This is a genomic window from Acinetobacter sp. UBA6720 (genome assembly GCF_002454215.1).
Classification (GTDB): domain Bacteria; phylum Pseudomonadota; class Gammaproteobacteria; order Pseudomonadales; family Moraxellaceae; genus Acinetobacter.
Map to the genome: position 1 here is coordinate 24,055 of NZ_DKIK01000056.1, position 17,520 is coordinate 41,574.

A 17,520-nucleotide genomic window follows, 5' to 3' on the forward strand; every position below is an offset into this window, starting at 1 on the left:
TTGTGAAAAGTGCGAATGGGTTTATATATTGTAAGTTAAGCCTCTGTGTTGTGATGCTGATGCTCGTAGCATGTGGTGGTGGCGGTGGTCATGATGATGGGGATAAAGGAGTTGAAGATTCCACAGCACCTGTCGTAACACCTTATGCTGAGCCTACACATGATGTTTCAGACTCAAATACCTTGGGTTATTTTGATTACGATGCAAACGCGAATACACGCGTAATCCGTAACGATTTAACTGGTAGTTTTGAGGCTATGTTGCAATTCGGTCAGAGTCATGTGGTTGATCCAAATGGCAATGAAAGTAAAAAAATGCCACGTCTAACGATGGAAAAAGAAGCGTTGTTGTTAGTTACGCCAAATGATGCTATGGGGAAAATTGAGAGTCTGAAAGCAGATATTTATATGAATAACCAATGGTTAAGAACCATTGAGCTGGATGACCCAACACAGATTCCTGCATCGGATCAGACCAATACTGATGATCGGGCTCGAGTGCAATATAGTCAGCGTGCATGGAGTGCGCGACTCAATTGGGATGAAATTCGTCCAGGGTTGAGTATTCAGCTGAAAGACTCTACTGGCTGTCAAGGACAAATTACGCAAGATAAAATTGATTTTGCCTCTCCAGGAGAGTTGGTCTTAAACAATATTCGTATCGGGATGCTAACTGCACCGCCTGTCGCTACAGGGCACTATATGTTGAATGATCCAGTACGTGCAGGTTCGGATTACTTCCAAACAATCCCTGCTGCTGAAATGACTATTGCAAAATATGATGATATTCAGCTTGATCGGGTCATGATTGCAGATGGAACTATTTACGATACAGCAAGTGCGGATCAAGGTGGTGTGTATGAAGGTGACATGCGTGAAAATGTTGGTAAATCGACTTTTAGTGTAGGAATAAACTTGGCGAATTGGGGTGTCACCAGTGCCTCAATGGCTAGCCAAAGTCAGCCTCAGTTAACTCAAACGGTGGTTGCACATCATAGTCGTGGGAAATATGCCAATGGTGAAAGTACTCATGGTTTAAGTGGGGGGAATGGCATGCTGACCTTATATGATTCGGTTGGCAACGAATTTAGCCATGAAATAGGGCATCATTATGGACTTGGACATTATCCAGGGCAGGAAGGTGAGAATCAGTTTTGGACTTCTCATCATGCTGACAGTGGCTGGGGCTATATTCCGTATCGGAATATGATGCGGGGTAATTTGATTTGGAATAGCAAGGACTTATGGGCGGCTTCCACAGGAATTGCGAACTTCTTGGCTTTATATCCACATAGCCGAGATGCCATGTCTGGTGGTTATGCATCAAGCTCAGTTTCACGCTATACCCACTATACGGGTTATAGTACCTACTTGAAAATTCAACCACACTTTAACCGTTATGTTTGGGATAAGAGCTCGCCTACAGGTTATAAAAAGTGGAATGAAGTCACACGTCAGATGGACGTGGCACAGCCAATCATGCCAGATTCTACTGCCCCTGTTTGGTATCAGCCAAAGCAAAACTATCTACGTCCACGAATCTTTGGCGAACCTGTATTGACCATTTTAGGTGGTTATGATCCGGTAGCCCAAGTTGGATTATTATATCCAGCAGCACGCTCAAACTGGGGTAATGTCTATGATTTACCTGTAGCCAACACGGCGTTGGGTCAGGCTGCATGTTGGTTAAATGTACAGTATCCAAAGACAGTGACCAATATCGCTCTAGCCCCGACACGTTTAGGCAGTAATGCCAATAAATTGCATGTCAATTTAGCGCTTGCGGAGCAGCCGCAAAAAGTTGATTTATACTGTAAGCAAGCCAATGCGGAGGCAAAATTATTATCAACCATTGTGATTCCACAATATGCTACGGCGATTACGCCTGCGGTAAAAATTGGAAAGGCTCAAGGCTATAAAGCCTTACGTGATTTAGAGTTGCCACTACTTGAACAAGAGCTACTTAACCAAGCGACAAACAATATGATTGTTTTATCTCCAAATGGTTTAATGCTTTATCAAGCTTATAAGTCTTATAAGAATGAAATGAGCGTAGCTGCTCAACAGCAATTGGTGCGTTATGAAGAGCAAGAAAACAAGTTGATGCGTTTAAACCGTTGGATAAATGTCTACTATGACGATTTAGCCAAAGAGGTATCTGCAGCTGTTGATGCAATGAATGCTTTTGTTGTGAAATTAGGCTTGGAACAAGATAACCCGCTTGAGCAAAGTGCATTATTGAAAAACAATAAAAACTGCTTAAAAACCGAGTTGACATCTGGCCAGAATATAGATGTTTATATTAGTGGGCCATCGGGCTGTGTGAGTGATGATACGGAACAATGGGTTTATGATGGCTTAGGTCGTATTCATAATAAGGCTGTAATCGGGCAGTGTTTAACAGGCAATGGAGGGAGTGCAAAAGTAACTCTCACGGAGTGTGTGAAGAATAACTCAGCACAAGTGTGGTCAATGGATGTATCGACTTCTGCCATTAAGCAAGCTGGACAATGCCTAGATTTGAATACTGGTAATTTGGTGAATAATCGTCAAATTGCAATTCGATACAGTTGCTCTGGTAATAATAATCAAAGGTGGACGATGCTGAACCAAAATACAAGTTTGATTTTGGCTGGAGCAAGCTCAAAAAATATTGGTATTTTAGTGAAACACTTAAAAACTGGATCTGTGAATTAAGTACGTTGTTAAGTGGGTAATGTATTTTAAAGTGAAATTAAAAGAGAGCTCTCGGCAGGGGGCTTTTTTTGTAAGTTAATATTTGGATGGGTTTGAATAACTGTGATGTTCTATTTCTATAGAACAAATAGACAGGTTTATGTATCAGATACATACATCAAAAGTGATATGAGCGACCGTAGGAAAAATTAGATACAAAAAAAGCCCTTTAAAAAGGGCTTTTTTTAATGCATAAATTAGTTAGCTAAAGCTTTAACTTGTGCATTTAAACGGCTCTTATGACGAGCAGCTTTGTTCTTATGGATGATACCTTTATCAGCCATACGATCAATTACTGGTACAGCAGTTTTGTATGCTTCAGAAGCAACTGCATGATCACCAGCAGCGATAGCAGCTACTGTACGTTTGATGTATGTACGAACCATAGAACGTAAGCTAGCGTTGTGTTTGCGTGCTTTAACGTTTTGACGAGCACGTTTTTTAGCTTGAGCAGAGTTTGCCACTCGTGCACTCCTTGAATTAAATTGGTCTGGGCGGGCTGAAATTCAAACTGAAAACCACATCAGAAGAACAATCACCAGCCCGTAAACAAGTGCCATATTTTGATTAATATACGCCATGAAGTCAAGTCTTGACATGCCTTGACCATATTTAAGATACATAAAAATTTTAAAGAAACGTTAAGATTAGCCATCTACATGGGAGTTTGTATAAAAATGACACAAAATATAGAACAAGCGATTGTGATTGGAGCAACAGGTTTAGTGGGTTTAAACCTGATTCAACAATTACAGCAACTCGAAGATTGTAGCAAAATTTTAGCGGTAGTTAGAAGACATAATGTTGAGCTCGATCGGTACGATAAAGTACAGCAACTTGAGCTGGATGACTTTCTCTTGCTAAACCATGAGGATGTACAAGGCTTTAGTCATGCTTTTAGTTGTTTGGGCACAACACTGAAAAAAGCAGGTTCTAAAGAAAATTTCTATGCCATAGATTATGTAGTGAATGCACATTTTGCTGAATTATTTGTTTTAACCAAAACGCATTATTTGTTGATTAGTGCTTTAGGTGCACAAGCAAATTCAAAACTGTTCTATAACCGAGTCAAAGGCGAGCTTGAAGATACGATTCGGGGGCTTGGGCTAGATAAAGTAAGTATATTACAACCGTCTTTATTGATTGGCCAACGCAGTGAAAATCGTTTACTTGAAGATATTTTCCAAAAAGGCTATTTGAAACTTTCGCACTTTATACCGAATCATTTTAAATATAAGCCAGTGACAGCAGAGCAAGTGGCTCATACTATGGTGGAGGCTGCTCAAACGCAGACCAATAAATTTGAAATCTATGATAATTTACGCATACAAAAGACAAAATGAGGGGAAGTGTGGTGACGACAGCATTTGTGACATGTGATTTATTGGATGATCATCCTGAGCTTGATTTACAAGTGGTAACGCCATCCATGGATGGTAAGTTCTTTCAAAGTTATGGCGCACGCAAAACTTTTGCGGGTCAGGTCGTGACAGTGAAATGCTTTGAAGATAACTCTCGTGTGAAAGAGCTTCTCGCAACTGAAGGGGCTGGTAAGGTGTTGGTTGTTGATGGTGGAGCTTCGATGCGCTGCGCATTGATGGGGGACTTGATTGCTGAATCGGCTGTGAAAAATCATTGGAATGGTGTGGTGATTTATGGTTGTGTGCGTGATGTTGACGCCATTGCTGAATTAGACTTGGGTGTACATGCCTTAGCAGCTATCCCGCAAAAAAGTCAGCGTAAAGGTGTAGGTGAGGTAGATATTGACTTGCATTTTGGTGGAGTCAGCATTCAATCAGGTGACTATATCTATGCAGATAATAACGGTATTGTGATTTCAAAAGAAAAATTAGTAGAAGTATAAAAACTTTTTCATGGTGACCTGAATACAACATAGGGACGTACATTATGGTGAAGCATCAAATTAAAGTGATTCAAGCTCTTTTTTCGGGACTGACTCAAGGTGGGCGTGGTGTAACGGGAACTCCGTATCCTAACCAACCAGAGCAAGCTTTAAAGCTCTATGAATTTGAAGGTTCGCCATACTGTCGCCGTGTGCGTGAAGTGTTGACTTTGCTCAATTTGGATTATGAAGTCTATCCATGTCCTAAGGGTGGTACTAAATATCGTCCCCTAGTGAAACAGTTAGGTGGTAAGACTCAGTTTCCATTCTTGGTGGATGAAAATACAGATACCAAGTTGTACGAGTCAGAAGACATAATTCACTATTTATTTGCACAGTATGGTCGAAGTGGTAACACGCCGAAAAAGTATGCACATTATCCTAAAACACCTTATGTCGCTTATGTGGGCACGTTGGTAAATGGCGCGCGTGGTGTTTGGTTGAATAAAAAAATTAAAAATCGTGCCGCACCTGAACAATTGCTTCAACTGTGGGGATTTGAAGCCAGTCCATATACACGTGTTGTACGGGGGTTGCTGACTGAACTGGAGTTAGCATTTAAGTTTAATAATGTGCCGAAAGAACGTTGGCAAGATCAAGGGCCTGCCGTACTACGCTTAAAGCCAGGCAAATATGTCCCACTTGCAGGTGGAAAGCGTGAGCAAGTTGTGCAAGTGATGGGGCGTGATATTCAAGTGCCTTATCTCGTCGATCCGAATACAGGCACGGCATTGTTTGAGTCAGCGGATATTGTTGCTTATCTCAAGCAGACCTATGCAGCATAAAAAGAGGCATCTCAAAGAGATGCCTCTTTTGATTTCTAAGCATTGATGTTTTTATCAGTCTTATTTTTGTCATTACAATGGAATGATCAATTGTATTTATCTTCAGCTGTTATAAAAATATTCATCATTTGGCTGATAATACGATATACATTTAAACATCCGCAGCTTTGAGGAAACTTATAATTTCTTTGGAAAATTTGAGCGGTTCGCTTAACAGCGGTGTGTGCCCTGACTTTTTGAAGATCACTGTTTTGGCATAAGGTACGCTTGATGCAATCAGTTTTTGTCCTTGCGAAGGATAGAGCTTAGAAATCTCACCTATAAAGAATGTGGTGGGACGGTCAATCTGACTCAGCGCGAGACGATAATCTTCTTGATGGTAAAGATAATTATGGATGTACCAAGTCATATAGTCTAAACGCTGAATAGGAAGCATAAACTTCTGTAAGCGTGGCTGTTGAAAAGCTTTTTGAAATAAAACTGTGCTTCGAGATGGCTTGGCTTGCAGTTGCATAAACGCGAACCAGTAGTCGACCAGTTGTGTGCGAGTCGTTGGCTTTAGTTCAGACACCAAATTGTACTGAGTATTTTGTGCCAAAAGTTCCGCAATGTTTTGTAAGATAGTTTTAAAATCTTTATGTTTTTCTGCAAATAGACCATGTGACCATTCTGCATCTACGCAAATTTTAGGGGTTTGGTCAATGTGCAGATAACTATGTACATGTTTTTGAAAGTGACCGTATTGCAGGCCATGCATAGCTGTGGTGGCCCCCATAGAATAGGCAATAACACGAAATTGATGATGTGTTTGTTGTTCTAAAAAACAATTTAAATCTTGCCAATGGCTAGAGATAGCGTCTAGTTTTGGAATTCGACACTGTGCTGAACCACCAAAGCCACGCCAATCGGGAATATAAAAACGATATTTTTTCCGATGTTGAAATAAAAAAGGGAGCCATTGCCAGCTTTGCATGCCTAAACCAGAAAGTACGAGTACAGGCTCGCCTTGTCCAAATTCGCGAACATAGAGTTTTTCACCATCGGGCATCGTATAGTGTGGCATGGTCAATCCTTTGTATGATTTTTATTTTTCAAATGTTTTAAGCGTGGGAATAATGGTTTCTAACCATTCAATCCAGCCGACCTCTAAATTGATCCCAAGTTGTAAGATCATTTTATGAATATACAAGGTTCGATCATGAGGATCTGCCTGCCCAAAATCTTTAGCAAAAATCGTTTGGTAAATCTGTAATTTTTCTTTATGTAGGGCTAAATGGCGTTCCAGCTCAGGTAAGACAGCGTTACCACCTAACTGAGCTTCAACACGAAGTCTCACCATGACTTCTTCTCTTAGTTGAGCAGGTGGACTTTGTTTTACCAACCAATCTGCCAATTCTGTGCGTCCAAGTTGTTCAACTTGATAGGTTTTTTTTCTAGACGTTGCACCATCTTCTTCTATGGTTGAGATCCAGCCTTTGCTCTGCATAGCGCTGAGTTCTCTATAAATTTGTTGATGTGTTGCATTCCAAAAGAAGCCCATTGAACGGTCAAAGCGACGTGCTAACTCAATGCCTGTACTTGGTTTTTCAATCAAACTGGTCAATAAAACATGAGCTAATGACATTTTGGTAATATTTCGCAAATAAAATGGACGTAGAGTCATTATGCAACATGTTGCATAAAAAACAAATCTCGATTATAAAGATAAAAAGTATGCAACTTGTTGCATTAAATAGTTTGATTTAACCTTGTATTTAAAATACCAGCCAGCGAAAGCACGCCAAGGAGTATATATGTCTAATTATCCGCATTTACTTGCGCCTTTAGATTTAGGCTTTACCACATTAAAAAACCGTGTACTCATGGGATCTATGCATATTGGATTAGAGGAAGCACCAAACGGTTATAATCGTATGGCCGCATTCTATGCAGAGCGTGCAGCAGGTGGTGTAGGACTGATCGTAACAGGTGGTATTTCACCGAATGATGCAGGTTTGACTTTTGCAGGTGGTGCAAAGTTAGATAGCCGTGAAGAAGCTGACAAACATAAAGTGATTACGGAAGCTGTGCATGCGGCTGGTGGTAAAATTGCAATGCAAATTTTACATACAGGCCGCTATTCTTATCAGCCTGAGTTGGTTGCACCTTCTGCAATTCAAGCACCTATTAATCCTACTAAGCCACATGCTTTAACGTCTGCTGAGGTGAATCAGACCATTGCAGATTTTGCTCATTGTGCAAAGTTGGCACAGTATGCAGGCTATGATGGCGTTGAAATCATGGGTTCAGAAGGATACTTAATTAATGAATTCATTGCAGCGCGTACCAATCATCGTGATGATGAATGGGGTGGAAGTTATGAAAACCGTATTCGTTTCCCAATAGAAATTGTCAAACGTACACGTGAAGAGGTGGGTGAAAACTTCATTATTATCTATCGTTTATCCATGTTGGATTTGGTTGAAGGTGGTTCAAGCTTAGAAGAAGTAATTCAGCTTGCTAAAGAAATCGAAAAAGCGGGCGCAACAATTATTAATACAGGGATTGGTTGGCATGAAGCACGTATTCCGACCATTGCAACCAAAGTCCCACGTGCTGCATTTACATGGGTAACTGAAAAATTAAAAGGCATTGTCAAAGTGCCATTGATTACGTCAAACCGTATCAATACTCCTGAAATGGCTGAGCATGTATTGGCGTCAGGTCACGCAGACATGATCTCTATGGCACGACCAATGCTAGCTGATTCAGAGTTTGTCCTTAAGGCAGAGCAGGGTCGTAGTGATGAAATCAATACCTGTATCGGCTGTAACCAAGCGTGTTTAGATCATATTTTCTCGATGAAAATTGCGACCTGTTTAGTCAACCCGCGTGCATGCTATGAAACTGAACTGATTTTTGAAGAAAGTGCAGAAAAGAAAAATATCGCAGTGATTGGTGCTGGCCCTGCAGGTTTAAGCTTTGCTACTTATGCTGCTGAGCGTGGGCATCAAGTGACAGTGTTTGATGCAGCCAATCAAATTGGTGGACAGTTTAATATTGCAAAAACGGTTCCGGGCAAAGAAGAGTTCTACGAAACTATTCGTTATTTTAAACGTAAAATAGAGTTGCAACCTAATATCCGTTTGGTTCTTAATCATTTAGTAACTTATGAAGAACTACAAGATGCAGATTATGACGATATCGTTGTCGCAACAGGGGTGACGCCGCGTGAATTGAACATTCCAGGTGTGGATCATCCAAAAGTGCTAACGTACATCCAAGCACTTAAAGAGCGTTTACCTGTTGGGCGCCGTGTAGCCATTATTGGTGCAGGTGGGATTGGTTTTGATACAGCAGAATATTTAAGTCATGAAGGTGAAAGCGGTAGTCTAAACCCTGAAAAATTCTATGATGAATGGGGTATTGATACCAGTTATGCACATGTCGGTGGTTTAAAACAGCCTAGCGTTGAGCAGTCTGAGCGTGAAATTTACTTATTGCAGCGTAAGTCGAATGCGGTAGGTGCAGGCTTGGGTAAAACGACAGGTTGGATTCACCGTACTGGTTTGAAGCATCGTGATGTAAAAATGATTGCAGGTGCAAGTTACGACAAGATTGATGATCAAGGACTACACATTACCGTCAATGATCAGCCAACAGTATTAGAAGTGGATAATGTCATTATTTGCGCAGGCCAAGAGTCTTACACAGCTATGTATGATCAGTTAAAAGCAGATGGTAAGAATGTGCATTTAATTGGTGGTGCAAAAGAAGCGGGTGAGTTAGATGCAAAGCGTGCAATTCGTCAAGGCGCTGAATTAGCTGCAACTATTTAAAGCATCATCATTTTTGAATCAGTTGAATAAATTGTAAACAAGTCCCTCTCCTTTAAGGAGGGGGATGAGAGGTGTTGTCAGAAATATGAGTATTTTTCCTCACCTCTACCTTTTCTAGAAGGTCAAACTGTCTTCATTTGATTTATTAAAATCATTCAAATTCATAGGGATAGAATAATGAGCATAGCAATAATAAAACAAGCACTGCAACGTTGGCATGAGATGATCAACAACCGTGATATGAGTACTTTAAGTGAGCTCTTGGCCGAAGATGTCGTGTTTCGCTCTCCAGTGGCTTTTAATCCTTACTCAGGGAAGCAAGTGGTTTTTTTTATTTTAAGTAATGTGATTCAGGTTTTTGAAAACTTTACTTACCACCGTGAGTTTTTTACGGAAGATGGTTTAAGTGTCGTCCTTGAGTTTTCAGCCAATGTGGGCGAAAAAAAGCTCAAAGGGATTGACATGATTCGTTTTAATGAGCAAGGTCAAATTGTAGATTTTGAAGTGATGATCCGTCCTAAGTCGGGGCTAGAGGCCTTAGCTGTACAAATGGGACAGCGAATGGCAGCGTTTGCACCTCAAGCTGGATGATAAAGGTGTGACTTGTTATTTATAGTTAGGCACGAAAATTGATGCATCACTAAGAAAGATAGGAAAAGAAGGTATTGATATGAATGCTGTGTTCAGTTTGCTAAATCAATTACGTCAAACGGCATTGGATCGAGTAACTGGTGCGGAACACCCGAAACTTTTTCTTAATCCGCAAGGTGAAATTCAAGAGACGATAGGTGCACTACCACAGCTTCAACAAAAGTACCGACCGACGCCGTGGTTATCCAACACACATGCCCATCTTTTGTATTTTGATGTGATTCGCAAGCGTCGGATTCAATTGGAATATGATCATTTTGATCAATTAGAGATGCAAGACGGTGGGGTCACAGGCATTATGTGGTTCGGTTATGACTTACCTGAAGCGACGCCAACGGTTGTGGTCATGCATACGATTACAGGTTCGCCTGAAAGTATGCGTGAGGTGGTACGTGACTTAAATCGCTATACAGGTTGGCGCATTGCACTCTGTTTACGTCGTGGTCATGCTGACCTACCTATGCCTGTACCGAAAATGAATCTTTTCGGTTCAACTGATGATTTACGTGAACAAATTGCCTTTATTCAAAGCACATTTCCAACTTCAACTCTTTTTGCCGTAGGTTCTTCTGCGGGCACGGGGCTGTTGGTGCGTTATTTGGGAGAAGAGGGTAATCAAACCCCTTTTAAAGCGGCTTTTGCCCTGTGCCCAGGCTATAATACGGAGCTGGGTTTTGTAAATGTACATCCCTTTTACAGTAAGGTCATGACCAAGAAACTGTTTAAGAAATTTATTTTTCCTTACCAGCAAACGTGGCAACAAACAGCTTCTGTATCTCAAGTCTTAATGACCAAAACCTTGGCTGAATTTGAGTCGAGTTATTATGAAATGGCGGGTTATGTGGACTATGACAGTTATAACCAAGCCACAAATCCAATCTATGTATTTGAAAATGTCGCCATTCCATTGCTGATTTTAAATGCAGAGGATGATCCTGTCTGTCACATTAAGAACTTTGAACCGTATAAAGATATGATTCAAAAAATGCCGAATATTGCTGTAGTGACGACGAAAAAGGGCAGTCATTGTGGTTTCTATGAAGGGGCGCTCAATACCGAGTCTTGGGCAACCAAGTTGATTGCGGACTTTTTGAAACTGGAACAACAAAAACACTAAATATAAAAAGACCTACAGTAGTGTAGGTCTTTTTTGATTGGATTCGTCATCTAAAACTTAGACGGCTTCACAAGCTTTCTTGCTGAGACCAAATTTCATCTGTACTAAAACCAAGATCAAGGCCATAAAGCTGAGCGCGGCACCTGTATATGAAACTGCTGCATAGCTGAGTTGCAGACTCAGTACCGTTGCACCTGCAAAGGCACCTAAGGCATTACCTAAGTTAAACGCACCAATGTTGACTGAAGAGGCGAGTCCAGGCGCATCTTCTGCGACCGACATGACGCGCATTTGCAGTGGCGGTACAACCGCAAATGCCGCCGCACCCCAAATCACCAAGCCAATCGCTGCACCAGTAGTTGTTTGCGCTAGTACAGGGAAAATAAGCATCATCAGCATTAACAGGACAAGGAAGCCTATCAGGGTTTTCTCTAAGGATAGATCGGCAAACTTTCCGCCAAAATGGTTACCAATCGAGAAACCGATCCCGATTAAAACCAACATCAATGTGATGGTTTGTGGTGATGCATGCATAAATACGTGTAGGCTCGGAGCAATGTAGGTATACAACGCAAACATGGCGCCCGCGCTCATGACCGTGGTTAGTAAGGCAAGTAGAACAGGCGCACGCGTTAAAACACGCAATTCTTTTGCCACATTCGGTTTAACCACATCGTGATCTTGTGGAAGCGCTTTCCATAGTGCCAACATGGTCATGATGCCTAAGATTGAAATTGCAGTAAAAGCCACGCGCCAACTGGTATTTTGACTGAGCCACGTTGCAAGTGGGACACCGCCAATATTGGCAATGGTGAGGCCCATAAACATCATAGCGACCGCACTGGCTTGTTTGTCTTTAGGCACTACACTTGAGGCTACGACTGAACCTAAACCGAAGAATGCGCCATGGTTTAAACTGGTCATTAAACGTGCTCCCATCAGGCTTATATAATCAGGCGCAACGGTTGCCAACACATTTCCGATCGTAAAAATTGCCATCAATAGGATTAAAGCTGTTTTCTTAGGAAAGCGGGCCAGCCATAAGGTCATGAGCGGAGCCCCAATCATGACGCCTACTGCATAGGCACTAATCAGCAGTCCAGCTTGTGGAATTGACACGGACAAATCATTGGCAATTTCAGGCAAAAAGCCCATGGGTGAAAACTCGGTGGTTCCAATGGCAAAAGCACCCACTGCAAGTGCCAAAAGTGGAAAATTAATTTTCATAGCGATGCTCAATCCCAAATGGGAGCTAATCCTTCAGGATTCACTTCACGTTGATTTCGATCTAATTGCGTAATTGCCATCATTTCTTCAGTCGAGAGTTGAATCTCTTGTGCCTTTAAGTTGGATATCAAGTGTTCGCGTTTGGTTGAAGAAGGTATGACTGCAAAACCACGTTGTAATGCCCAAGCTAAGCTAATTTGTGCAGTGGATACCTGATGTTGCTGCGCGATCTGCATTAGAATTGGATCATGCAAAACCTTACCGTAAGCGAGTGTCATATATGAAGTGACATCAATGTTTTGGGCTTGGAGGAAATCAACCAACTTATGGTTTTGTAGATAGGGGCTGAGCTCAATTTGGTTGGTTGCGATATTTTCTAACCCAATACTCTCTATTGCCTGTTGAGTCAGCTCAATATTGAAGTTAGAAATACCAATGTGTTCGGTCAAACCTTGTTGTTTTGCTTCCAATAAATTCTGCATGAGTTCTGCAATATTTACACCTGTACTTGGGGCAGGCCAGTGGATCAAGGTTAGATTTACTGCATCGGTTTTTAATTTATTCAAACTTTCTTTTAAACTTGGAATCAATTTTTCGGCTGAATAATTTTCCGTCCAAATTTTTGTGGTGAGAAAAAGATCTTGACGATTGATACCACTCAGCGCAATAGCTTGACCAACTTCGGCTTCATTACCATAGATTTGTGCAGTATCGACTGCGCGATAACCGACTTCTAGTGCAGTTTTCACAGACTGAATGACGGTATCACCTGTTAAACGGAAAGTGCCTACGCCGAATTGAGAAACGATATTCATTTTTTACTCGATAACTTGTTTCATGGAATGAGGCTATTTTGTAGAAAAAGGTCTTGCTTAAAAACTGGGTAATTTGCAAAATATTATTGACTAATAATCAATAATTGAATATGAAATCAACCATAGAAGAATTAACGGCTTTTGTGAGCATTGTTGATAGTGGTTCTATTGTCAAAGCTGCGCAGCAGTTGGGTCAAACCACATCGGGTGTTAGCCGTGCCTTGCAACGTTTAGAGTCGAAGTTGAATGTGACTTTGTTGGAGCGAACGACACGGAAGCTCAAGCTGACTTATGAAGGGCAGCAGTTCCTGCTAAAGGCGCGTAAGATTTTACTTGATCTGACCGAAGCTGAAGAGAGTCTGCAAAATACTGATGCGGAGGCGTCTGGTTTAATTCGGATTGATTCAGCAACACCTTTTGTACTGCATGTGATTGTGCCGCTGATTGAGGAGTTTATGCAGCGCCATCCAAAAATTGACATAGAAATTACCAATCATGATCAGGTCATAGATTTACTTGAACATAAAACCGATGTCGCGATTCGGTTTGGTGAGTTGGCAGATTCAAGCTTACATGCCAAGCTGCTTTGTAAAAGTCGTTTATATATAGTGGCAAGCCCTGAATATATCCAAAAACAAGGAATGCCGAAAAAGACCGTAGAATTAAACTCACATACTTTGCTTGGTTTTAGCCAACCTGCACATTTAAATACGTGGCCTATTCAGCTTGAGGATGAGCCGTTGACCATTCAGGCGAAAATAAAATGTTCCAATGGTGAAACAGTCCGTCAGTTGGCACTAGAGGGTGTGGGTATTGCCTGTTTATCACGTTTTATGGTTGAAAAAGATATTCAGGAAGGGCGTTTTGTCGCTTTATTTGAAAATGAAATAAAAATACATGAACAAAAAATACATGCAGTTTATTATCAGCAAAATTATGTCCCCAAACGTATTCGGTTGTTTATCGACTTTCTTGCAGAAAAATTAAAAGACTATTTATAAGTTATCAGGTAACAATAAAAAAACCCGATTGAGATCGGGTTTTTTTATGATCATCAATATTGAGATGATTAGTTTTCTAAAGCTGGCGTCGCTGCTGCAATGGCAGCTGCAACTGCATCATCTTCAGTTTGTGTATTTGGGTTTGTATTGCTTGGGCGCGCTTGCGTTGGTTTTTCTTCAGCCTTTGGTGCCTCTGCTTTAGGTGCAGGCTCTGCTGTTGGAGCAGGTGCTGGTGTTTCACGACGTATTTCAGTGGTGGTATTCGGCGTTTCTTCGCGAATCACTTCAACTTGTGCTGGAATCTCAGGTTCTGATGCTTCTAAGGGTTGAAGTTCAACAGGTTGTTGTTGCTCTGTTGTTACTTCAACTTTTTCTTGTTCATCTTCTTTAGGTGCTTCTTTCTTTACACATGCTGTTAATAGTAAACCTGCTGCAATTGCACCACAAATTAAAAGTTTTTTATTCATAATTACACAAAATTGAGTGTTTGAGGGATTTCACTAGTATAACAGCAAAATGCAAGATGAAAATCCTATGAACTTAGCTTAATTTTATCTGCCAAATGCTGATAGAATATCCAATTGTTTATTGTTCTATGAATTGATGCGGATTGACTTTGCTTTATTGGTGCAAGGTAAAGTAAAATTGCGCAACATTGCAGGCCGAATTAGGCTCGATTGTACGAGAAACCCAATGACCCATTTTATTTTCGTGACTGGTGGTGTAGTTTCATCACTAGGTAAAGGTATTTCAGCTGCTTCAGTTGCTGCGCTTTTAGAAGCCCGTGGATTAAAAGTAACCATGGTAAAAATGGATCCATACATTAATGTCGATCCAGGGACTATGAGCCCATTCCAACATGGTGAAGTTTTTGTCACAGAGGATGGTGCAGAAACCGATTTAGACTTGGGTTATTACGAACGTTTCTTGCGTCGTGCGAAAATGACCAAGTTAAATAACTTTACTTCTGGTCGCGTATACCAAGACGTTTTAAATAAAGAACGCCGTGGTGACTACCTTGGTGGAACTGTTCAAGTTATTCCACACATTACAGACAACATCAAAGAGCGTGTACTTCGTGCCGGCGAAGGTTATGACGTTGCGATTGTTGAAATTGGCGGCACAGTAGGTGACATCGAATCTCTCCCATTCATGGAATCTGTACGTCAACTGATGGTTGAGCTAGGTCATAAGCGCACCATGCTTATGCACTTAACTTTGCTTCCATATATTAAATCTGCGGCAGAGTTGAAAACAAAACCAACGCAGCACTCGGTAAAAGAACTGCTATCAATTGGTATTCAACCCGACATTTTAATCTGTCGTACTGAACACGATGTTGATGCAGACACGACCCGTAAAATTGCTTTGTTTACCAACGTTGAGGCACGTGCAGTTGTGGTGTGTAAAGATGCGCGTAGCATTTACCAAATCCCACGTACCTTCTACGAACAAAATGTTGATGATTTAATTTGTGAACGTTTTGGTTTTAACGACTTGCCTGAAGCTGACTTGACGGACTGGGACAATGTCGTAGAGGCATTACTTAACCCTGAATACCCTGTACGTGTTGCAATGGTAGGTAAATATGTTGAACTGCCAGATGCTTATAAGTCTGTCAATGAAGCACTATTACATGCAGGCATTCAGAATCGCGTTAAAGTGCAAATTGACTATGTCAATGCTGAAGAACTTGAAAGCCAAGATGTAAGCGAAGTATTAAAAGATATGGACGCAATCTTGGTGCCAGGTGGTTTTGGTGAGCGTGGTACTGAAGGGAAAATGCAAGCGATTAGATTCGCACGTGAAAACGGTGTTCCATTCTTAGGTATCTGTTTAGGTATGCAGTTGGCTGTGATTGAATATGCGCGCAATGTTGCTGGCATTAGTGATGCAACGTCTACTGAATTTAACCGTTCAACAAAATCTCCATTAATTGGTCTCATTACTGAATGGTTAGATGAGCGTGGCGAAGTTCAACAGCGTAATGTTGATTCTGACCTTGGTGGTACGATGCGTTTGGGTGCTCAAAAATCAGAATTGGTTGAAGGCACAAAAACACGTGAAGTGTATGGTTCAGCAGACATTATTGAGCGTCACCGTCACCGCTATGAGATGAATAACCGTTTTATTCCTGCGCTTGAAGAGGCTGGGATGAAAGTTTCTGGTTACTCACCAGTGCAGCACTTGGTAGAAACAGTTGAAATTCCTCAACATCCTTGGTTTATTGCTGTACAATTCCACCCAGAATTTACAAGTTCACCACGTGATGGACACCCATTATTTGCTAGTTTTATTGACGCTGCTAAAACACAGCATAAAAAAGCAAAGTAATCTGGGTTAATAAATAAACTAGGAAGTTTAAATGTCACAATTAAAACCACAAGAAATTGTACGTTTAGGCGATATACAAATGGCAAACCACTTGCCATTTGTACTATTCGGCGGCATGAATGTACTTGAGTCTAAAGACTTGGCTTTTGAAATTGCAGAGACTTATGTCGATATCTGTAAGCGTTTGGAGATTCCTTACGTATTTAAAGCGAGCTTTGATAAAGCCAACCGTTCGAGCTTGAACTCGTTTCGAGGTCCAGGCCTAGAAAAAGGAATTGAGTGGTTAGCTGACATTAAAAAACACTTCAATGTGCCTATCATTACAGATGTACATGAGCCTTACCAAGCTGCACCTGTAGCTGAAGTTGCAGACATTATCCAACTTCCTGCTTTTTTGAGTCGTCAGACTGATTTGGTTGAAGCGATGGCAAAAACAGATGCCATTATCAACATTAAAAAAGCACAATTTCTTGCACCACACGAAATGCGTCATATCTTGCATAAGTGTTTAGAGGCAGGAAATGACAAACTCATTATTTGTGAACGTGGTTCAGCATTTGGCTATAACAATTTGGTTGTAGACATGTTGGGCTTTGACATCATGAAAGAAATGAATGTCCCTGTGTTTTTTGATGTGACTCATGCGCTTCAAACACCAGGTGGTCGCTCGGATTCTGCGGGTGGTCGTCGTGCGCAAATCACGACGCTCGCTCGTGCAGGTATGGCAACAGGTTTAGCTGGTCTATTCTTGGAAGCACATCCAGATCCAGAAAAAGCCAAGTGTGATGGTCCATGTGCATTACGTATGTCTCAGCTTGAGCCATTCTTAGCACAACTCAAAGAATTGGATACCTTGGTTAAAGGTTTCAAAAAGTTAGATACACACTAAATTATAAACTCATTGGTGCTATCTAAAGCATCTCGTTATTAATCTACTGAGGAATTGTTCATGAGCCAAATCGTTGACATCCGTGCACGTGAAATTTTGGACTCTCGTGGTAACCCAACCATCGAAGCAGACGTAATCTTAGCATCTGGCGTAGTTGGCCGTGCATGTGCACCATCTGGTGCTTCAACTGGTTCTCGTGAAGCTTTAGAACTTCGTGATGGCGACAAAGCACGCTATTTGGGTAA

Annotated in this window: 16 protein-coding genes and 1 pseudogene; 11 read left to right on the top strand and 6 right to left on the bottom strand. The window is 41.2% G+C overall.

Annotated features, from left to right (window positions below; genetic code table 11):
- Positions 1 to 53: 53 nt before the first annotated feature.
- Complete coding sequence (locus tag B4F08_RS04595; protein ID WP_291373460.1) at positions 54 to 2,696, top strand: M66 family metalloprotease; 2,643 nt, start codon at positions 54 to 56, stop codon at positions 2,694 to 2,696.
- Between the two features lie 236 nt (positions 2,697 to 2,932).
- Here B4F08_RS04595 and rpsT read toward each other — a convergent pair whose 3' ends face one another.
- Entirely contained in the window at positions 2,933 to 3,199 is a 267-nt protein-coding gene (gene rpsT, locus B4F08_RS04600) for a 30S ribosomal protein S20 (protein ID WP_086207597.1), read from the bottom strand.
- A gap of 213 nt (positions 3,200 to 3,412) precedes the next feature.
- Here rpsT and B4F08_RS04605 point away from each other — a divergent pair, with 213 nt between their 5' ends.
- From B4F08_RS04605 to B4F08_RS04615, 3 genes are read left to right on the top strand one after another with little or no spacing between them, the layout of a single operon-like run.
- Positions 3,413 to 4,078 (top strand): nucleoside-diphosphate sugar epimerase, encoded by a 666-nt coding sequence (locus tag B4F08_RS04605; RefSeq protein WP_110974130.1) that lies wholly within the window; start codon positions 3,413 to 3,415, stop codon positions 4,076 to 4,078.
- 8 nt (positions 4,079 to 4,086) lie between these two features.
- On the top strand, positions 4,087 to 4,599 hold the full coding sequence (rraA, locus tag B4F08_RS04610) for a ribonuclease E activity regulator RraA (RefSeq protein ID WP_086207595.1): 513 nt from the start codon (positions 4,087 to 4,089) through the stop codon (positions 4,597 to 4,599).
- 44 nt (positions 4,600 to 4,643) lie between these two features.
- A complete protein-coding gene (locus B4F08_RS04615) occupies positions 4,644 to 5,423 on the top strand; it encodes a glutathione S-transferase N-terminal domain-containing protein (RefSeq protein WP_086207594.1) in 780 nt (259 codons plus the stop codon).
- 151 nt (positions 5,424 to 5,574) lie between these two features.
- Here the strand turns inward: B4F08_RS04615 and B4F08_RS04620 are convergent, their stop codons facing one another.
- Both B4F08_RS04620 and B4F08_RS04625 read right to left on the bottom strand, forming a co-directional pair.
- A complete protein-coding gene (locus B4F08_RS04620; protein ID WP_291373464.1) occupies positions 5,575 to 6,486 on the bottom strand; it encodes an alpha/beta fold hydrolase in 912 nt (303 codons plus the stop codon).
- Positions 6,487 to 6,507: 21 nt separating this feature from the next.
- Positions 6,508 to 7,047: a PadR family transcriptional regulator gene (locus tag B4F08_RS04625; protein ID WP_086208224.1), complete on the bottom strand. Its 540-nt coding sequence runs from the start codon at positions 7,045 to 7,047 to the stop codon at positions 6,508 to 6,510.
- A 169-nt stretch (positions 7,048 to 7,216) separates the two neighbouring features.
- Between B4F08_RS04625 and B4F08_RS04630 the strand changes: the two genes are divergently transcribed.
- From B4F08_RS04630 to B4F08_RS04640, 3 genes are all read left to right on the top strand, one after another.
- Positions 7,217 to 9,241 carry an NADPH-dependent 2,4-dienoyl-CoA reductase gene (locus B4F08_RS04630; protein ID WP_291373466.1) on the top strand — a complete coding sequence of 675 codons (2,025 nt, stop codon included), beginning with the start codon at positions 7,217 to 7,219 and terminating at the stop codon, positions 9,239 to 9,241.
- A gap of 177 nt (positions 9,242 to 9,418) precedes the next feature.
- On the top strand, positions 9,419 to 9,832 hold the full coding sequence (locus B4F08_RS04635) for a nuclear transport factor 2 family protein (RefSeq protein ID WP_291373467.1): 414 nt from the start codon (positions 9,419 to 9,421) through the stop codon (positions 9,830 to 9,832).
- A 79-nt stretch (positions 9,833 to 9,911) separates the two neighbouring features.
- Positions 9,912 to 11,009: a YheT family hydrolase gene (locus B4F08_RS04640; RefSeq protein ID WP_291373470.1), complete on the top strand. Its 1,098-nt coding sequence runs from the start codon at positions 9,912 to 9,914 to the stop codon at positions 11,007 to 11,009.
- A gap of 57 nt (positions 11,010 to 11,066) precedes the next feature.
- Here B4F08_RS04640 and B4F08_RS04645 read toward each other — a convergent pair whose 3' ends face one another.
- Together B4F08_RS04645 and dkgB are read right to left on the bottom strand one after the other, a co-directional pair.
- On the bottom strand, positions 11,067 to 12,236 hold the full coding sequence (locus B4F08_RS04645) for an MFS transporter (protein WP_291373472.1): 1,170 nt from the start codon (positions 12,234 to 12,236) through the stop codon (positions 11,067 to 11,069).
- Positions 12,237 to 12,244: 8 nt separating this feature from the next.
- A complete protein-coding gene (dkgB, locus tag B4F08_RS04650) occupies positions 12,245 to 13,051 on the bottom strand; it encodes a 2,5-didehydrogluconate reductase DkgB (protein WP_291373474.1) in 807 nt (268 codons plus the stop codon).
- Positions 13,052 to 13,161: 110 nt separating this feature from the next.
- Here dkgB and B4F08_RS04655 point away from each other — a divergent pair, with 110 nt between their 5' ends.
- Positions 13,162 to 14,052: a LysR family transcriptional regulator gene (locus tag B4F08_RS04655; protein WP_291373476.1), complete on the top strand. Its 891-nt coding sequence runs from the start codon at positions 13,162 to 13,164 to the stop codon at positions 14,050 to 14,052.
- A gap of 68 nt (positions 14,053 to 14,120) precedes the next feature.
- Here the strand turns inward: B4F08_RS04655 and B4F08_RS04660 are convergent, their stop codons facing one another.
- Positions 14,121 to 14,519, bottom strand: a complete 399-nt coding sequence (locus B4F08_RS04660; protein WP_291373478.1) for an internalin — start codon at positions 14,517 to 14,519, stop codon at positions 14,121 to 14,123.
- Positions 14,520 to 14,745: 226 nt separating this feature from the next.
- Between B4F08_RS04660 and B4F08_RS04665 the strand changes: the two genes are divergently transcribed.
- From B4F08_RS04665 to eno, 3 genes and pseudogenes are all read left to right on the top strand, one after another.
- Entirely contained in the window at positions 14,746 to 16,386 is a 1,641-nt protein-coding gene (locus B4F08_RS04665) for a CTP synthase (protein ID WP_291373480.1), read from the top strand.
- A 31-nt stretch (positions 16,387 to 16,417) separates the two neighbouring features.
- A complete protein-coding gene (kdsA, locus tag B4F08_RS04670; RefSeq protein ID WP_086207586.1) occupies positions 16,418 to 17,275 on the top strand; it encodes a 3-deoxy-8-phosphooctulonate synthase in 858 nt (285 codons plus the stop codon).
- A 60-nt stretch (positions 17,276 to 17,335) separates the two neighbouring features.
- Positions 17,336 to 17,520 (top strand): annotated as a pseudogene (eno, locus tag B4F08_RS04675) (phosphopyruvate hydratase); the annotation flags it as partial.